12 protein-coding genes are annotated in these 16311 nt (G+C 64.9%); 10 read left to right on the top strand and 2 right to left on the bottom strand.

Features of this window, described 5'->3' with window-relative positions; translation table 11 throughout:
* Positions 1-48 precede the first annotated feature (48 nt).
* The 6 genes from ACZ5BO_RS02375 (at position 49) to ACZ5BO_RS02400 (ending at position 5999) form a co-directional block, all read left to right on the top strand.
* Entirely contained in the window at positions 49-981 is a 933-nt protein-coding gene (locus tag ACZ5BO_RS02375) for a sigma 54-interacting transcriptional regulator (RefSeq protein WP_464698051.1), read from the top strand.
* 624 nt (positions 982-1605) lie between these two features.
* Positions 1606-2388 carry a MetQ/NlpA family ABC transporter substrate-binding protein gene (locus ACZ5BO_RS02380; RefSeq protein ID WP_011058610.1) on the top strand — a complete coding sequence of 261 codons (783 nt, stop codon included), beginning with the start codon at positions 1606-1608 and terminating at the stop codon, positions 2386-2388.
* A gap of 645 nt (positions 2389-3033) precedes the next feature.
* Positions 3034-3699, top strand: coding sequence for an amino acid ABC transporter permease (locus ACZ5BO_RS02385; RefSeq protein WP_025128514.1), 666 nt, complete (start codon positions 3034-3036; stop codon positions 3697-3699).
* Positions 3680-4339: an amino acid ABC transporter permease gene (locus ACZ5BO_RS02390; RefSeq protein WP_015633731.1), complete on the top strand. Its 660-nt coding sequence runs from the start codon at positions 3680-3682 to the stop codon at positions 4337-4339. The genes ACZ5BO_RS02385 and ACZ5BO_RS02390 overlap by 20 nt, the downstream gene beginning before the upstream one ends.
* Positions 4336-5118, top strand: coding sequence for an amino acid ABC transporter ATP-binding protein (locus ACZ5BO_RS02395; RefSeq protein WP_464698053.1), 783 nt, complete (start codon positions 4336-4338; stop codon positions 5116-5118). Before ACZ5BO_RS02390 ends, ACZ5BO_RS02395 begins: the two co-directional genes overlap by 4 nt.
* Complete coding sequence (locus ACZ5BO_RS02400; protein ID WP_464698055.1) at positions 5115-5999, top strand: transporter substrate-binding domain-containing protein; 885 nt, start codon at positions 5115-5117, stop codon at positions 5997-5999. Before ACZ5BO_RS02395 ends, ACZ5BO_RS02400 begins: the two co-directional genes overlap by 4 nt.
* Positions 6000-6570: 571 nt before the next feature.
* Here ACZ5BO_RS02400 and ACZ5BO_RS02405 read toward each other — a convergent pair.
* Positions 6571-7731 carry an AAA family ATPase gene (locus tag ACZ5BO_RS02405; protein WP_025128511.1) on the bottom strand — a complete coding sequence of 387 codons (1161 nt, stop codon included), beginning with the start codon at positions 7729-7731 and terminating at the stop codon, positions 6571-6573.
* Positions 7732-8000: 269 nt separating this feature from the next.
* On the opposite strand from ACZ5BO_RS02405, the gene ACZ5BO_RS02410 reads away from it, so the two are divergent.
* The 4 genes from ACZ5BO_RS02410 (at position 8001) to ACZ5BO_RS02425 (ending at position 15584) form a co-directional block, all read left to right on the top strand.
* Complete coding sequence (locus tag ACZ5BO_RS02410; RefSeq protein WP_464698057.1) at positions 8001-9095, top strand: efflux RND transporter periplasmic adaptor subunit; 1095 nt, start codon at positions 8001-8003, stop codon at positions 9093-9095.
* On the top strand, positions 9092-10162 hold the full coding sequence (locus tag ACZ5BO_RS02415; RefSeq protein WP_025128510.1) for an efflux RND transporter periplasmic adaptor subunit: 1071 nt from the start codon (positions 9092-9094) through the stop codon (positions 10160-10162). The genes ACZ5BO_RS02410 and ACZ5BO_RS02415 overlap by 4 nt, the downstream gene beginning before the upstream one ends.
* Entirely contained in the window at positions 10159-13224 is a 3066-nt protein-coding gene (locus ACZ5BO_RS02420) for an efflux RND transporter permease subunit (protein ID WP_025128509.1), read from the top strand. The genes ACZ5BO_RS02415 and ACZ5BO_RS02420 overlap by 4 nt, the downstream gene beginning before the upstream one ends.
* Before the next feature lie 104 nt (positions 13225-13328).
* Positions 13329-15584 carry a glycoside hydrolase gene (locus ACZ5BO_RS02425; protein WP_464698060.1) on the top strand — a complete coding sequence of 752 codons (2256 nt, stop codon included), beginning with the start codon at positions 13329-13331 and terminating at the stop codon, positions 15582-15584.
* 24 nt (positions 15585-15608) lie between these two features.
* Here ACZ5BO_RS02425 and ACZ5BO_RS02430 read toward each other — a convergent pair whose 3' ends face one another.
* A complete protein-coding gene (locus tag ACZ5BO_RS02430; protein WP_025128507.1) occupies positions 15609-16235 on the bottom strand; it encodes a class I SAM-dependent methyltransferase in 627 nt (208 codons plus the stop codon).
* Positions 16236-16311 lie beyond the last annotated feature (76 nt).

The raw sequence follows: 16311 nt of genomic DNA on the forward strand, positions 1-16311 counted from the left end.
TTCGTTTAAACGCCCCCGTCCCCAGGCGGCCTGGGGCGGGAGCCTGCCATGAGTGCCCATACCCCGTTCGGTCAGCCGTTGCTGACCTTCCCCGATGCCGAGAAAAGCCCCCTGAGCATCCGCGCCAAGGCGCTGGTGTTCGTCGACCCGCGCTCGCGGCAGTTGCGCGAAGAGCTGGAGCAACTGGCGCCGCGTTCGGTCTCGGTACTGATCCGCGGCGAAACCGGAACCGGCAAGGAGCTGCTGGCCCGGCACATCCACCGTGCCAGCGATCGCAGTGGCTTGTTCGTTTCGGTCAACTGCGGTGCTATCAGCCCGACCTACGCCGACGCCGAACTGTTCGGTTATGCCGCCGGCAGTTTCAGCGGTTCGGCCAGCAGCCGCGCCGGCTGGTTCGGCTCGGCCAATGGCGGAACCCTGTACCTGGATGAAATCGGCGACCTGCCGCTGCCGATCCAGACCAAGCTGCTGGCCGCCCTGGAGAACCACGAAGTGACCCGGGTCGGCGCCCAGCAACCGAGCCCGGTGGACGTGCGCCTGGTGGCAGCCACCAGCATCGACCTGGCCCAGGCGGTGGCGGCGGGCAAGTTTCACGAGCGCCTGTATCGCTACCTCAGCGAAGGCCAGCTGGAGCTGCCGGCGTTGCGGGAACGGGTGGGAGACATCGAATCCCTGGCCGAATACTTCCTCGGCATTTACAGCCAGCGCCTGGACCTGCCGGTGCCGCTGATCAGCGAAGCCGCGCAGCAGGCCCTGGATCGCCACAGCTGGCCGGGCAACACCCGGGAGCTGGAGAACGTCATCCACTTTGCCTTGCTGGTGAGCAGCGGCGAGGAAATTCTTCCCGAGCACCTGAACCTGCCACCGACCCCTTCGCCGCTGGAGCAGATTCAGCAATTGCTGGAGCAGATTGCCCAGAGCGGTTCGGCGGGGGAGCGCCATGCCCTGCAACAACTGCTGCAGCGCACCCTTCTGTCCTGAGTCGACCCCGCCCCCAACACTTCCACTGTAGGGGGTGGCTTGCCAGCGAAGGCTTTCGTGAGGGCGATGCATGGCTTGAGGGCCTCTTCGCCGGCAAGCCGGCTCCTACACACGGCCATTTCAGATCCGGCCCCGTAGGAGCTGGCTTGCCAGCGAAGGCTTTCGTGAGGGCGATGCAAGGCTGAGGGCCTCTTCGCCGGCAAGCCGGCTCCTACACACGGCCTTTTCAGATCCGGCCCCGTAGGAGCTGGCTTGCCAGCGAAGGCGTGCGTGAGGGCGATGCAGGGCCAGAGGGCCTCTTCGCCGGCAAGCCGGCTCCTACACAAGACGATTTCAGATCCGGCCCGTAGGAGCTGGCTTGCCAGCGAAGGCGTGCGTGAGGGCGATGCAGGGCCAGAGGGCCTTTTCGCCGGCAAGCCGGCTGCTGCAGAAAAGGTGGCGGCCGCGGGTTAGAGCGTTGGCCGGCTGTATGAACAAAATGGAATATGAACGTGAATAAAAGATATTGTTCGGGAATAAAAAATCTCGGTATTGTCCGCTTCACGCCAGCAGTGGCACTTCACTGGCACCTCAATCAGTTCCCTATTTGAAGCCGTCGTCGACCTCGACACCTAAGGACCCTGCATGAAAAAAGTTCTGTTGTTCACCGCACTGGCGGCAGCCCTGAGCGCAGGTATCGCCCAGGCCGGCGAGAAGCTGGTGGTCGCTGCGACCCCGGTGCCCCACGCCGAAATTCTTGAGTTGATCAAGCCAACCCTGGCCAAGGAAGGCGTGGACCTGGAAATCAAGGTCTTCACCGACTACGTGCAACCCAACGTGCAGGTCGACCAGAAGCGTCTGGACGCCAACTACTTCCAGACCCTGCCGTACCTGAAGAGCTTCAACGAAGGCAAAGGCACCCACCTGGAAACCGTGATCGGCGTGCACGTCGAACCTTTCGGCGGCTACTCGAAGAAGGTCAAGACCCTGGCCGAGCTGAAAGATGGCGCGACCATCGCCATCCCCAACGAAGGCAGCAACAGCGGCCGTGCCCTGATCCTGCTGCAGAAGGCTGGCCTGATCGAGCTCAAGGACCCGAAGAACGCCGTGGCCACGCCCAAGGACATCGCCAAGAACCCGCACAACTTCAAGTTCAAGGAACTGGAGTCGGCCATGCTGCCGCGGGTCCTGGACCAGGTTGACCTGGACATGATCAACACCAACTATGCCCTGGAAGCCGGCCTGAACCCGGCCAAGGATGCGCTGATCATCGAAGGTTCCGATTCGCCTTACGTGAACTACCTGGTGGCCCGTCCGGACAACAAGGACAGCCCGGCCATCCAGAAGCTGGCCAAGGCCCTGACCAGCCCAGAGGTAAAAGCCTTTATCGAGAAGAAATACAGCGGCGCAGTACTGCCGGCGTTCTGATGAACTAGGCTACTGACGCGACAAACCCCTTCAAGGTTTTAAACGCCGACGGCTAGCACAGCGTCGGCGTTTTTTATGGCTTTGGCGAAAGCCGTGGCAGCCTGGCAAGGCGCGCTTGGGGGATGCAGCGCTTTTGGGATGCTATGGCTCAGCCCCCGTAGGAGCCGGCTTGCCGGCGAAGAGGCCCTCGAGATGTGTATCGCTCTTGCAGGCGCCTTCGCTGGCAAGCCAGCTCCTACACAAGCCAGCTCCTGCACAGGTCAGCTGCTGCACAGGGCAGCGGCTACAGCGGAGCGTTCTTGGCGATGGGTTGGGTGGCCCGGCGCAATGCCGTCAGCCATTTCATCAGTTCGTGGGGGTCCAGCGGTTGCGGAGTCTTTGCATCGGCCATGGCGATCGTCCTTGAGAGGTGCAGCGTCCAGTGGGAGGGCGGGCGCGAAAGCTCCGTTCGACCCGGTAGAAAAGGTAGTAGCCCGGCGCCAGCCCGGCAAATCCGCGGGTTAGGTTTTTGGGTGATATCCATATGCCTTAACGGTATTTAAATTCTGCTTCTTATAGCTATAAAGTCGCGGCAGCCGGGCGGTTACCCATCGCCCCAAGGACTGCACCACCGCCGCGCTACCCCTGCGGCGTCCAGGATGATTCATGACCCTCGACTACGCCTTTATCCTCAGCACCCTGCCGGCCTTTCTCAAAGCCGTGGGGGTGACGCTGCAGGTCGGCCTGATCGCCATCGGCACGTCCTTGCTGGTGGCCCTGATCAACGCCACGCTCCTGGTGTTTCGCACCCCCTACCTGCACCGGCTGATCGGCCTGTACGTGGAACTGGCGCGCAATACACCGCTGCTGATCCAGCTGTTCTTCGTCTACTTCGCCTTGCCGGCCCTGGGGATCAAGGTCTCGGGTTTTGCCGCGGCGATCATCACCATGACCTTCCTCGGTGGCGCCTACCTCACCGAAGTGCTGCGGGCCGGGGTGGAAGCCGTGCCCCAGGCGCAGCTGGAGTCGGGGCGCTCCATCGGCCTGTCGCGCTGGCAGCTGTTGCGCTACGTGATCCTGCCCCAGGCCGGGATCCTCAGCCTGCCGTCGCTGTTCGCCAATTTCATTTTCCTGCTCAAGGAAACCACTGTGGTCTCGGCGGTGGCGGTGCCGGAAATTCTCTACACCACCAAGAGTTACATCGCCCTGTACTACAAGACCTATGAAATGCTCGCCGTGCTGACGCTGATCTGCGTGCTGTTGTTCCTGCCCCTGTCGCTGTTGCTCAGCCGTCTGGAAAGGAGGTTGCAGCATGGCCAGTTCGGGTCTTGAGCTGTTGCTGGTGTCCCTGCCGCAACTGGCCCGGGGCGCTGCGCAGACCTTGTCGATTTCCTTGCTGAGCATTGCCTTCAGCACCCTGGGCGGCGTGCTCTATGGCGTGCTGCGCAGCCTGCAGCGCAAGGTGCTGGACGTACCGCTGCGGATCTACCTGGAGCTGTTCCGGGCGATTCCGGTGCTGGTCTGGTTGTACCTGCTGTTTTTCGGTTTTCCGATCTTCTTCGGCATCAGCATTCCCAGCTTCACCTGTGCGGTGCTGGTGCTGTCGCTGTGGGGCGCCAGCGAAGTTGGCGAGGTGGTGCGCGGGGCCCTGCAATCCCTGCCCCGGGGCCAGCGTGAGGCGGGCCTGTCCATCGGCCTCTCGGGTGCCCAGCTGTACGGCTACGTGCTGTTGCCCCAGGCGCTGAAACGCATGACGCCACCGACCATCAACGTCTACACGCGAATCATCAAGACCAGTTCCCTGGCGGTGCTGATCGGCGTGGTGGACGTGATCAAGGTCGGCCAGCAGATCATCGAGCGCACCTACGAATCGGTGCTGATCTACGGCGTGCTGTTCCTGTTTTTCTTCTTTATCTGCTACCCGCTGTCGGCCGCCTCCCGCGTGCTGGAGCGGCGCTGGACGCAAGCATGAGCGCATTGATCGAGTTCCAGGGTTTCAACAAGTTCTTCGGCCCGCAGCAGGTGCTCAAGGAGGTCGACCTTTGCGTGGCGGCGGGTGAGGTGATCGTCATCCTCGGCCCCAGCGGCTGCGGCAAGAGCACCCTGCTGCGCTGCCTCAACGGCCTGGAAACGGCCCACAGCGGCCACCTGCGTTTTGCTGGGCGCGAGCTTTTGAGTGCCGCCACCGACTGGCGCCAGGTGCGCCAGCAGATCGGCATGGTGTTCCAGAGCTACCACCTGTTTCCCCACATGAACGTGCTGGACAACATCCTCCTGGGGCCGCTCAAGGTGCAGAAACGCGAGCCTCGCGAAGCCCGGGCCCAGGCCGAGGCGCTGCTGGAGCGGGTGGGCCTGCTGGACAAGCGCGAAGCCTTTCCCCGGCAGCTTTCCGGCGGTCAGCAGCAACGCATCGCCATCGTCCGTTCGTTGTGCATGAACCCCCAGGTGATGCTGTTCGACGAGGTCACCGCGGCGCTGGACCCGGAGATGGTCAAGGAAGTGCTGCAGGTGATCCAGGGCCTGGCCCGGGACGGCATGACCCTGTTGATCGTCACCCATGAAATGGCCTTCGCCCGGGCCGTGGCCGACCGCGTGGTGTTCATGGACGCCGGGCGCATCGTGGAACAGAACACCCCCGAGGCTTTCTTCACGAACCCGCAGAGCGCACGCGCGCAGCAGTTCCTGGAGAAGTTCTCCTTCGTTGAAGCACTGCCCAAGAAAGCCCCTAAAAAGGAACTGGAGCTCTTATGAAAACTGCCAAGTCTTCGCTGTTGTTACTGCCGCTGTTCGGTCTGGCCCTGCTGGCCGGCTGCGATAAATCCGCCGAGGCCCCCAAGCCTGCAGCCACTGCCGCCAGCGCCGCGCCGGCGGCCGGCTACCTGGACAAGATCAAGGCCCGGGACAAGTTGATCGTCGGCGTGTTCACCGACAAGCCGCCGTTCGGTTTCGTCGATGAAACCGGGCGCTATGTCGGTTTCGATACCGACATCGGCCGGCAATTCGCCAAGGACCTGCTGGGGGACGAGAACAAGGTTGAATTCGTCGCCGTGGAACCGGCCAGCCGCATTCCCTTTCTGCAGAGCGACAAGGTTGACCTGATCCTGGCCAACATGACCGTGACCCCGGAGCGCAAGGAAGCGGTGGAATTCACCAACCCCAACCTCAAGGTGGCGGTCCAGGCCCTGGTGCCCGAGGGCAGCGAAGTGAAGAGCCTGGATGACCTGGCGAGCCGCACCACCATCGTCACCACCGGCACCACCGCGGACATCTGGCTGACTCAGAACCATCCGGACTGGAAACTGCTCAAGTTCGAGAAAAACACCGAATCCCTGCAGGCCCTGGCCAATGGTCGTGGTGATGCCTATGCCCAGGACAACCTGATTCTGTTCAGTTGGTCCAAGCAGAACCCAGGCTACCGCGTACTGCCGCAGACCCTGGGCGAGCAAGCCCCGATCGCCCCGGCGGTAAAAAAGGGCAACATCGAACTGCGTGACTGGGTGAATGCCGAACTGGCCAAGCTGGGCGAAGAGAAATACCTGCTCAAGCTGTATGACCAGTACGTGCGCAAGGAACTGAGCGACGACACCCAGCCTGAGAGCGTGATTGTCGAAGGCGGCAAATGGCAGGGCTGACCCTGCCCGACCTGTAGGAGCTGGCTTGCCAGCGAAGGCGTCCGCAAGGGCGATGCAAGGCTTGAAGGCCTCTTCGCCAGCAAGCTGGCTCCTACGGGGCTGGCGCGGAGTGGCGGATGACTGTAGGAGCTGGCTTGCCAGCGAAGGCGTCCGCAAGGGCGATGCAAGGCTCGAAGGCCTCTTCGCCAGCAAGCTGGCTCCTACGGGGCTGGCGCGGTGTGGCGGATGACTGTAGGAGCTGGCTTGCCAGCGAAGGCGTCCGCAAGGGCGATGCAGGGTTTGAGGGCCTCTTCGCCAGCAAGCTGGCTCCTACGGGGCTGGCGCGGTGTGGCGGATGGCTGTAGGAGCTGGCTTGCCAGCGAAGGCGTCCGCAAGGGCGATGCAAGGCTTGAAGGCCTCTTCGCCAGCAAGCTGGCTCCTACGGGGCTGGCGCGGAGTGGCGGATGGCTGTAGGAGCTGGCTTGCCAGCGAAGGCGTCCGCAAGGGCGATGCTGGGTTTGAGGGTTTGAGGGCCTCTTCGCCAGCAAGCTGGCTCCTACGGGGCTTGGCAGTCGGGGCCGGCGGGGATGGTTCAGTCGGGCCAGTACCAGGCCGGTTCGTCGAGCATCCGCTGGCCAACGATGCCGGTCTGGCCCAGCTCTTTGTCCAGCACGATGCAGTTGCATTCCGGGTCTTGCTGCAAGGCCGCGATCAGGCGCCGGGCGTGGGACACCACCCACACCTGGCACTGCTCGGAAGCGCTGATGATCAGGCGCGCCAGGGCCGGCAACAGGTCCGGGTGCAGGCTGGTCTCCGGTTCGTTGAGCACCATCAGGCTCGGTGGGCGCGGGGTCAGCAACGCGGCCACCAGCAGCAGATAGCGCAATGTGCCGTCCGACAGTTCCGCCGCCGACAGCGGCCGCAGCAATCCTTCCTGATAGAACTCGATGGCAAAACGTCCGCCCGGCAGCGGTGCGATGTCCAGGCGTGCGCCGGGAAAGGCATCGCTGATGGCGGCGTCGAGGGCCTCGGGGTCGCCGATCTCGCGAATGGTCTGCAACGCCGCCGCCAGGTCGCGGCCGTCGTGGTGCAGCACCGGGGTGCGGGTGCCCAGTTGGGGTTGGCGCACCGGGGCTTCGCTGTCGCTGCGAAAGTGATCGTAGAAGCGCCAGCGGCGGATGAATTCGCGCATCTGCAGCACTTCCGGCGAGCCGCGCAGGCTGCCCACTTGATCGAACAGGCTGTCGAAGCTCGGCGTGTGCTGGCTCAGCACGTCCCAGCTGCGGCCCTGGCGTGCACGGATCAGCGGGCCGTCGCGGTCCACCAGCAGGCTGGCGGGACGATAGAACGGCCCGGACCAGATGCACTCCTTCTTGATCTGCGGGTCCAGGGCAAACACCGAGTTGCTCGGTTCCGGCAGGCCCAGGGCGATGGCGTAGCTGAAGTCTTCACCGGCAAAGCCCAGGCGCAGGCGCTTGCTCGAAGAACGCACGCTGGCTTCGATCGGCACTTCGCCCTTGCGCATGCGCCGGGTGAGCTTTTCCGGCCCGGCCCAGAAAGTCGAATCCAGCCCGCCTTCCCGGGCCAGGGCGTTGACCACTCCGCCCTGGGCGGTTTCCGCCAGCAGGCGCAGGGCGCGGTACAGGTTGGATTTGCCGCTGCCGTTGGCGCCGGTGATCAGGTTCAGCCGACCCAGGGGAATCACCAGTGTGTTGATGGAGCGGTAATTGGCCACCGCCAGGGTCTTGAGCATGCCGGGTCTCCTGTTGCGTGGTGCGCAGTGTGCCTGATTTGTCGCTGCACAGCTTGCGTGTGCCCGATGGTGCAGGCGCCCGGGGCCTGCCTGGATGGCGCGCGTTGCGCGGTGTGGCGGCGGCTGTGTGCCGGGGCGCCGGCCGAGCGCAGGCACGCTCCCTCGCCACAAAAAACCGGTTATGAGAGCGGCGTGCAAGGGTTGAACCCTGTTCTAAGCTCACAGTCGTAACGTCACTGGCGAGACAGCATCACGCAAAAGGAGCCTGCATGGCTGCGTTCAATTCGAAGTGGATAGTGGGATTGACCCTGTTGCTGCTGCTCGGCGGCTGCGGGGCGGAGAAACCCGGGGAAAAGGAGCGTCCGCGGGTACGCATCCTGGAGGTGCAGAGCAGTGATTTCGCGCCTTCGGTGACCCTCACCGGTGACGTCCAGGCCCGGGTGCAGACCGAACTGTCGTTCCGCGTCGGTGGCAAGATCATCCAGCGCATGGTGGATGTCGGCGATCGGGTCACGGCGCAGCAGGTGCTGGCCAAGCTCGATCCCAAGGATCTGCAGACCAATGTCGACTCCGCCGCCGCTTCGGTGTTCGCCGAGCAGGCGCGGGTCAAGCAGGCCAGCGCGGCGTTTGTCCGCCAGCAGAAGCTCTTGCCCAAGGGCTACACCAGCCAGAGCGAATACGATTCGGCCCAGGCCGCCCTGCGCAGCAGCCAGAGCGCCCTGAGTGCGGCCCAGGCGCAACTGGCCAACGCCCGCGAGCAACTGAGCTACACCGAGCTGGTGGCCGAGGCACCGGGGGTGATCACCGCGCGCCAGGCCGAGGTCGGCCAGGTGGTGCAGGCCACGGTGCCGATCTTCAGCCTGGCCCGGGATGGTGAGCGTGACGCGGTGTTCAACGTCTACGAATCGCTGCTGATGCAGCCGCCGGGCCAGGAAACCATCCACATCAGCCTGCTGGACAACCCCAAGGTGACCACCACCGGCAAGGTCCGCGAGGTGACGCCGGTGGTCTCGGCCCAGAGCGGCACGGTGCAGGTCAAGGTGGTGCTCGATTCGTTGCCGCCGGGCATGGACCTGGGCTCGGTGGTCAGCGCCACCGCACGGGCCCACGGCAAGGCCAGCGTGGTGCTGCCCTGGTCGGCCCTGACCAAGAACCTCAGCGAACCCGCCGTGTGGCTGGTGGGCGAGGACGGCAAGACCGCCCTGCACGAGGTCAAGGTCGGACGCTACCTGACCGGCAAGGTGATCATCAGCGACGGCCTCAAGGGCGGTGAGAAAGTGGTGGTGGCGGGTGGGCAGTTGCTGCACCCGGGGATGTTCGTCGAGATCGCCTCGCAGACCAGGGACCAGGGAGCACAACCATGAAGCGCCTGCTGCCGTTGTTGTGTGCCAGCGCCTTGCTGCTGGGCTGCTCCAAGGAAGAGCCGGCGCCGGAGCCGGTGCGCCCGGTGCTGTCGATCCAGGTGACGCCCCAGGCCGAGGAAAGCCTGGGGCGCTTTGCCGGCACCATCCAGGCCCGCTACGAGACCAACCTGGGCTTCCGGGTGCCGGGGCGCATCGCCAACCGCAATGTGGATGTCGGCGCCGAAGTCGGGCCCGGGGACTTGCTGGCGACCCTGGACCCCACCGATCAGCAGAACCAGCTGCGGGCCGCCCAGGGTGACCTGGCCAAGGTCGAGGCGCAGTGGATCAACGCCCAGGCCAATGCCCGGCGCCAACAGGAGCTGTTCGATCGCGGCGTGGGCGCCCAGGCGCAACTGGACATCGCCCAGACCGACCTGAAGACCACCGGCGCTTCCCTGGACCAGGCCAAGGCCTCGGTGCGCCAGGCCCAGGATCAGCTCAACTACAGCGAACTGCGCAGCGATCACGGCGGTGTGATCACCGCCTGGAATGCCGAAGCCGGGCAGGTGGTGACCGCCGGCCAGCAAGTGGTGACCCTGGCTCGGCCGGAGATCAAGGAAGCGGTGATCGACCTGCCGGCCAGCCTGGTGGACCAACTGCCAGCCGGTGTGGAATTCACCGTCGCCGCGCAACTGGACCCAAGCATCAACACCACTGCCACGGTGCGCGAGATCGAGCCCCAGGCCCAGAGCGCGACCCGTACCCGCCGTGCGCGCCTGACCCTCAAGGACACCCCCGAAGCCTTTCGCCTGGGCACCGCCATCAGCGTGACCCTGAGCACCGCCATCGAGCCGCGCACCGAACTGCCGCTGACGGCCCTGCAAGAGGTGCAGGGCCAGACCCGGATCTGGGTCATCGACCCCCAGACCCAGACCGTCGCCCCACGCGAGGTCACGGTGCTCAGCCGCGACAGCGCTTCGGCGTTGATCAGCCACGGCGTCAAGCCCGGCGAGCGGGTGGTCAGTGCCGGCGTCAATAGCCTCAAGCCGGGGCAGAAAGTCAAATTCGACGAGGACCGCGCACCATGACGCCCGACAGCAAAGGGAGCTTCAACCTGTCCGAATGGGCGATCAAACATCAGTCCTTCGTCTGGTACCTGATGTTCGTCGCGCTGCTGATGGGCGTGTTTTCCTACATGAACCTGGGGCGTGAAGAAGACCCGTCCTTCACCATCAAGACCATGGTCATCCAGACCCGCTGGCCCGGCGCGACCCAGGAAGAAACCCTGAAGCAGGTCACCGACCGCATCGAGAAGAAGCTCGAAGAGCTGGACTCCCTGGACTACGTGAAAAGCTACACCCGCCCCGGCGAATCGACGGTGTTCGTCTACCTGCGCGACACCACCAGCGCCAAGGACATTCCCGAGATCTGGTACCAGGTGCGCAAGAAGATCAACGACATCCGCGGCGACTTTCCCCAGGGCCTGCAAGGTCCGGGGTTCAACGATGAGTTCGGCGATGTGTTCGGTTCGATCTACGCCTTCACCGCCGACGGCCTGAGCATGCGCCAGCTGCGTGACTACGTGGAGCAGGTACGGGCCGAGATCCGCGAAGTGCCGAACCTGGGCAAGGTGGAGATGGTCGGCGAGCAGGACGAAGTCATCTACCTGAACTTCTCCACCCGCAAGCTGGCGGCCCTGGGCATCGACCAGCGCCAGGTCCTGCAGAGCCTGCAATCGCAGAACGCGGTGACCCCGGCCGGGGTGATCGAGGCGGGGCCGGAGCGCATCTCGGTGCGCACGTCCGGGCAGTTCGCCTCGGAGAAGGACCTGGCCACGGTCAACCTGCGGCTCAACGATCGCTTCTACCGGCTGGCGGACATCGCCGAGATCAGCCGCGGCTATGTCGACCCTTCCACGCCGCTGTTCCGCTTCAATGGCAAGCCGGCCATCGGCCTGGCGATCGCCATGAAGAAGGGCGGCAACATCCAGGACTTCGGCAAGGCCCTGCACGCGCGCATGGACCAGCTGACCGCCGACCTGCCGGTGGGCGTCGGGGTGCACAAGGTGTCCGACCAGGCCGAAGTGGTGGAAGAGGCGGTGGGCGGTTTTACCAGCGCCCTGTTCGAGGCGGTGATCATCGTCCTGGTGGTGAGCTTCATCAGCCTCGGGGTACGCGCCGGGCTGGTGGTGGCCTGCTCGATTCCGCTGGTGCTGGCCATGGTCTTCGTGTTCATGGAGTACAGCGGCATCACCATGCAGCGGATCTCCCTGGGGGCGCTGATCATCGCCCTGGGGCTGCTGGTGGACGACGCGATGATCACCGTGGAAATGATGGTCACGCGGCTGGAGAAGGGCGAGAGCAAGGAGCAGGCCGCGACCTTCGCCTACACCTCCACCGCCTTCCCGATGCTCACCGGGACCCTGGTGACCGTGGCCGGCTTCGTGCCCATCGGCCTCAACGCCAGCTCTGCCGGTGAGTACACCTTCACTCTGTTCGCGGTGATTGCGGTGGCCATGCTGGTGTCCTGGATCGTCGCGGTGCTGTTTGCCCCGGTGATCGGCATCCACATCCTCAGCACCAACATCAAACCCCATTCCGAGGAGCCGGGGCGCATCGGACGCGCCTTCAACGGCGGCCTGCTGTGGGCCATGCGCAACCGCTGGTGGGCCATCGGCATCACCGTGCTGCTGTTCGTGGCGTCGGTGTTCTGCATGCGGTTCGTGCAGAACCAGTTCTTCCCGTCATCGGACCGGCCGGAGATCCTGGTGGACCTCAACCTGCCGCAGAACGCCTCGATCAACGAGACCCGTCAGGCCGTGGACCGCCTGGAAGCGACCCTCAAGGACGACCCGGACATCGAGCGCTGGAGCACCTACATCGGCGAGGGCGCGATCCGTTTCTACCTGCCCCTGGACCAGCAGTTGCAGAACCCCTACTACGCCCAGCTGGTGATCGTCAGCAAGGGCCTGGAGCAGCGCACGGCCCTGACCCAGCGCCTGCAGAAGCGCCTGCGCGAAGACTTCGTCGGCATCGGCAGCTATGTCCAGGCCCTGGAGATGGGCCCGCCGGTGGGGCGGCCGATCCAGTACCGGGTCAGCGGCAAGGACATCGACCAGGTGCGCAAGCACGCCATCGAACTGGCCACCGAACTGGACAAGAACCCGCACATCGGCGAGATCATCTACGACTGGAACGAGCCCGGCAAAGTGCTGCGCATCGACATCGCCCAGGACAAGGCGCGGCAGTTGGGGCTGTCCTCGGAGGACGTGGCGCAACTGATGAACAGCATCGTCAGCGGCTCCACCGTGACCCAGGTGCATGACGACATCTACCTGATCAACGTGGTCGGTCGCGCCGACGACAACGAGCGCGGCTCGCCGGAAACCCTGCAGAACCTGCAGATCGTCACCCCCAGCGGCACCTCGATCCCGCTGCTGGCCTTCGCCACCGTGCGCTACGAACTGGAGCAGCCATTGGTGTGGCGCCGCGACCGCAAGCCGACCATCACCATCAAGGCCGCGGTGCGCGATGCGATCCAGCCCACCGACCTGGTCAAGCAACTGAAGCCGGACATCGATAAGTTTGCCGCGCAGCTGCCTGCCGGCTATTCGGTGGCCACCGGCGGCACCGTGGAGGAAAGCGGCAAGGCCCAGGGGCCGATCGCCAAGGTGGTGCCGCTGATGCTGTTCCTCATGGCGACCTTCCTGATGATCCAGCTGCACAGCGTGCAGAAGCTGTTCCTGGTGGCCAGCGTGGCGCCCCTGGGGCTGATCGGCGTGGTCCTGGCCCTGGTGCCCACGGGCACACCCATGGGCTTTGTGGCGATCCTCGGGATCCTCGCGCTGATCGGCATCATCATCCGCAACTCGGTGATCCTGGTGACCCAGATCGACGACTACGAGCGCGACGGCTATCACCCCTGGGACGCGGTGCTGGAAGCCACCCACCATCGACGGCGGCCGATCCTGCTGACTGCCGCGGCGGCCAGCCTGGGGATGATCCCGATTGCCCGGGAAGTGTTCTGGGGGCCGATGGCCTACGCCATGATCGGCGGCATCATCGTCGCCACCTTGCTTACCCTGCTGTTCCTCCCGGCGCTGTATGTGGCCTGGTACAAGATTCGCGAACCGCAGAAAGAAGCCGGTTGAGGCAGGGCCCTGTGCGTGTTGCGCACAGGGCTGTTCCCGGATGCCGGCGGGACGGGCAGCGCTTTGCTTTACACTCTGGGCATTCATTCGAGAAGGGATTGCTCATGCCCTGCGTTGCCCGGCCTCTGCGTGGCCTGTTACTCGCCGCCGCCCTGCTGCTGTCGCCCTGGGCGCTGGCCCAGCCGTTGTTGGAAAACTCGTTGTGGCAGGTCGAGATCGATCCGGCGACCCTGGCGATTCGCGTGACCCCTGCCGGTCAGCCGGCCGTGCAAGCCTCGGCGGGTGTGGACCGCCACCGGGTCAGCGCCTTGCAACAGACGCCGCAGCAGCTCAGTTGGCAATGGGACGATGGCGCCTGGAGCCTGAGCGCGACCCTGCGCCAGCGCGACCTGGTGTTCTCCATCCAGGCCCGGGAGCCGGGCTCGCTGACGTTTCTGCGCCAGCCGGCCAGCGCCATGGGCAGGGGGCTGGTCTGGCCTTTGGCCGAGGGGCACTACGTACCGACGGGGGACCTGCGCTGGCAACGGTTTCTACTGGACCAGGGCGAAGTCAACAGTACCCAGGACCTGAGCCTGCCGCTGTGGACCCTGGATCACGGCGCCTTCACCCTGAGCTGGCTACTGACCCGACCCTATAACAACCGCCTGAGCCTGAGCGCCGAAGGGCCGGCCATGGCACTGACGGGGCAGCATCAGTTCACCCGCCTGGAACCCGATGCGCCGCTGACCATGACCTTGTACCTTGGCGACGCCGACCTGCTGGCGGGCGCCAAGCGCTATCGTCAATGGCTGATCGACAACGGGCGTTACGAGACCCTGGAGGCCAAGCTGGCACGCACGCCGCAAGGCAGCAAGTTGCTGGGGGCCAGTCATGTTTATCTGTGGGGCAACGATCTGCTGGGGAGCGACGATGTGCGCAACTGGCCGCAGTTGCTACAGGACTTGCAGGGTAACGAGCCGCTGGCGATAAAGCTGCGGGCCGGCCTGGACAAGGACAGCGCGCAGATCCTTAAGGCGCCCGCGGCCAACCTGGATGCCTATCAGCGCACCACCCTGCTGCGCGGCCTCAACAGCGCGCTGAACCAGCAGGCCCGTCTGGGCTGGCAGGGCGCGGACGAGCCCGACATGCAAGCCCTGGCCCAGGGTTACGGCGAGCTGCGCACGCAGGTGGCCAAGGTCTTTGCCACGGCCTTGAACACCGACCCGGCGCGTTGGGGCAGCAGCCTGTCGCTGGCGACCATGGAGCGTTTGCAGGCGGCCGGGCTGAGCCGTTTGTGGCTGGGCCTCGGCGAAGGTTGGGAGGGCGGGCTATGGCACCCCGAAGCGGTGCGGGCCGGGGTGGCCGCGGGTTATCTGGTGGCGCCCTACGACTCCTACGAGACCGCGTTGCGCAGCAATGAAAACCCCGACTGGAGCACCGCCCACCTGGGCTCGCGAGCCAACCGCGAGTGCGCGATTGTGCTGGAAAACGGCCAGCTCAAAAGCGGTTTCCAGCAGTCCGGGCATTACACCGACCCACGTTGCGTCAGGCCATTGCTGGAGGCCCGGGTCAAGGCCGTGCAGGCCCGGGTCGGGTTCAACAGTTGGTTCCTCGATGCCTACGCCACCGGCATGCTGTTCGACAGCTACCGCGCCGAGAGGCCGATGACCCAGGCGCAGAACGCTGAGGGCAATATCGATGCTTCGCGCTGGATTGCCGAGCAGCAGCAACTGGTCAGCGGTTCCGAAGACGGCAATGGGGTGACGGCCGGCGGCGTGCTGTTCGCCCATGGCATGCAGACCCCAGTCATAGGCTGGGGCGATGAGCAGATGAGCAAGGAGGTGAAGTCGCCCTACTACCTGGGCAACTGGTACCCGCCGGAGCAGCCAGCGGTGTTCTTCAAGAGCGCGCCGCTCAAGGAGCCCTACCGCACGGTGTATTTCGCGCCGGCGACACGTGTGCCGTTGTACCAGGCGGTGTTCCATGGGTCGCTGGTGACCAGCCACCATTGGCTGTTCGACAGCCTCAAATTGAGCAATGTGCGGGTCGAGAACGAATTGACCCAGCTGCTCTACAACGTGCCGCCCTTGTATCACCTGAGTGCCGCCACGCTGCGCCAGCGCCTGCCGCCGATGGTCCGCCAGGATGCATTTTTCCAGCCTTTGCACCAGCGCCTGGGCACCCAGGCCCTCACGGATTTTCGCTGGCTGACGGCGGACCGCCAGGTGCAGCAGACCACCTTTGCCGACGGTTCGCGGTTGCTGGCGAATTTCGATGCCCACGCCCGTGAAGTGCAGGGCGTGAGGTTGCCGGGGCAGAGCATCAAGGCGCTGCTGGCGGACGGCGAGGTGCGTGAGTATCAGGTCGCGCGCCAGCCCTGAGCCGCCTGGCGGCAGGCCGTGGCCTCAGGCCTTGCGCCAGACGCTGGCCAGCCACGGTTGCTGTTCCCGGGGCAGGCCGGCGGGTCGGTAGTAGTGCTCCAGTTCGACAAACCCGGCATCCGTCAGCAATGCCTGCCAGGCCGCCAGGTCGTGGTAGGCGCCGTAGCGCGGGCCGTTCCAGCCTTCCTGGTTATCACCCCGGGGATTGGAGCTGAACAGTACGCCGCCGTTCTTGAGGCTGGCATGCAGTTGCTTGAGCACCCGCGGCAGTTCCTGGCGGGGAATGTGGAACAGCACCGCGTTGGCGAAGATCCCGTCGAAGCGTTCGGCCGGCAGCTCGAGCTTGAGGAAGTCCTGCTGCCAGACCTCGCAGCCGCTGTCTTCCCGGGCCATCTGGGCGAAGCGCTCGCAGCCGTCGAGGCCGACGGCGATATGGCCCAGGCGGGTAAAGGCTTGCAGGTCGCGGCCGGGGCCGCAGCCGAAATCCAGTACGGTGAACGGCGCTTTGCCCTGGATATGCCGCAGCAGCGCGTCGATGTTCTGGCTCACATCGTGGTCGCGGGTGCCTTCGCGAAAACCTTCGGCCACCTGGTTGTAGTGGCCGAGGGTGGTTGCGGTGATGCTTTCGAGATCGTCGGGGGCGAGTTTCATGGCGGGCTGCGTGGGTAGAAGGGAGGCAGCAAATATACCTCCAATGGCGACCTGGCGGCCTTTTCGCGAGCAAGCT

This window comes from Pseudomonas sp. FFPRI_1 (assembly GCF_055384485.1).

Bases quoted from the DNA above. Each gene is read 5' to 3' on its own strand.
- ACZ5BO_RS02375 (WP_464698051.1), top strand. From the start codon at position 49: ATGAGTGCCCATACCCCGTTCGGTCAGCCGTTGCTGACCTTCCCCGAT.
- ACZ5BO_RS02380 (WP_011058610.1), top strand. From the start codon at position 1,606: ATGAAAAAAGTTCTGTTGTTCACCGCACTGGCGGCAGCCCTGAGCGCA.
- ACZ5BO_RS02385 (WP_025128514.1), top strand. From the start codon at position 3,034: ATGACCCTCGACTACGCCTTTATCCTCAGCACCCTGCCGGCCTTTCTC.
- ACZ5BO_RS02390 (WP_015633731.1), top strand. From the start codon at position 3,680: ATGGCCAGTTCGGGTCTTGAGCTGTTGCTGGTGTCCCTGCCGCAACTG.
- ACZ5BO_RS02395 (WP_464698053.1), top strand. From the start codon at position 4,336: ATGAGCGCATTGATCGAGTTCCAGGGTTTCAACAAGTTCTTCGGCCCG.
- ACZ5BO_RS02400 (WP_464698055.1), top strand. From the start codon at position 5,115: ATGAAAACTGCCAAGTCTTCGCTGTTGTTACTGCCGCTGTTCGGTCTG.
- ACZ5BO_RS02405 (WP_025128511.1), bottom strand. From the start codon at position 7,731: ATGCTCAAGACCCTGGCGGTGGCCAATTACCGCTCCATCAACACACTG.
- ACZ5BO_RS02410 (WP_464698057.1), top strand. From the start codon at position 8,001: ATGGCTGCGTTCAATTCGAAGTGGATAGTGGGATTGACCCTGTTGCTG.
- ACZ5BO_RS02415 (WP_025128510.1), top strand. From the start codon at position 9,092: ATGAAGCGCCTGCTGCCGTTGTTGTGTGCCAGCGCCTTGCTGCTGGGC.
- ACZ5BO_RS02420 (WP_025128509.1), top strand. From the start codon at position 10,159: ATGACGCCCGACAGCAAAGGGAGCTTCAACCTGTCCGAATGGGCGATC.
- ACZ5BO_RS02425 (WP_464698060.1), top strand. From the start codon at position 13,329: ATGCCCTGCGTTGCCCGGCCTCTGCGTGGCCTGTTACTCGCCGCCGCC.
- ACZ5BO_RS02430 (WP_025128507.1), bottom strand. From the start codon at position 16,235: ATGAAACTCGCCCCCGACGATCTCGAAAGCATCACCGCAACCACCCTC.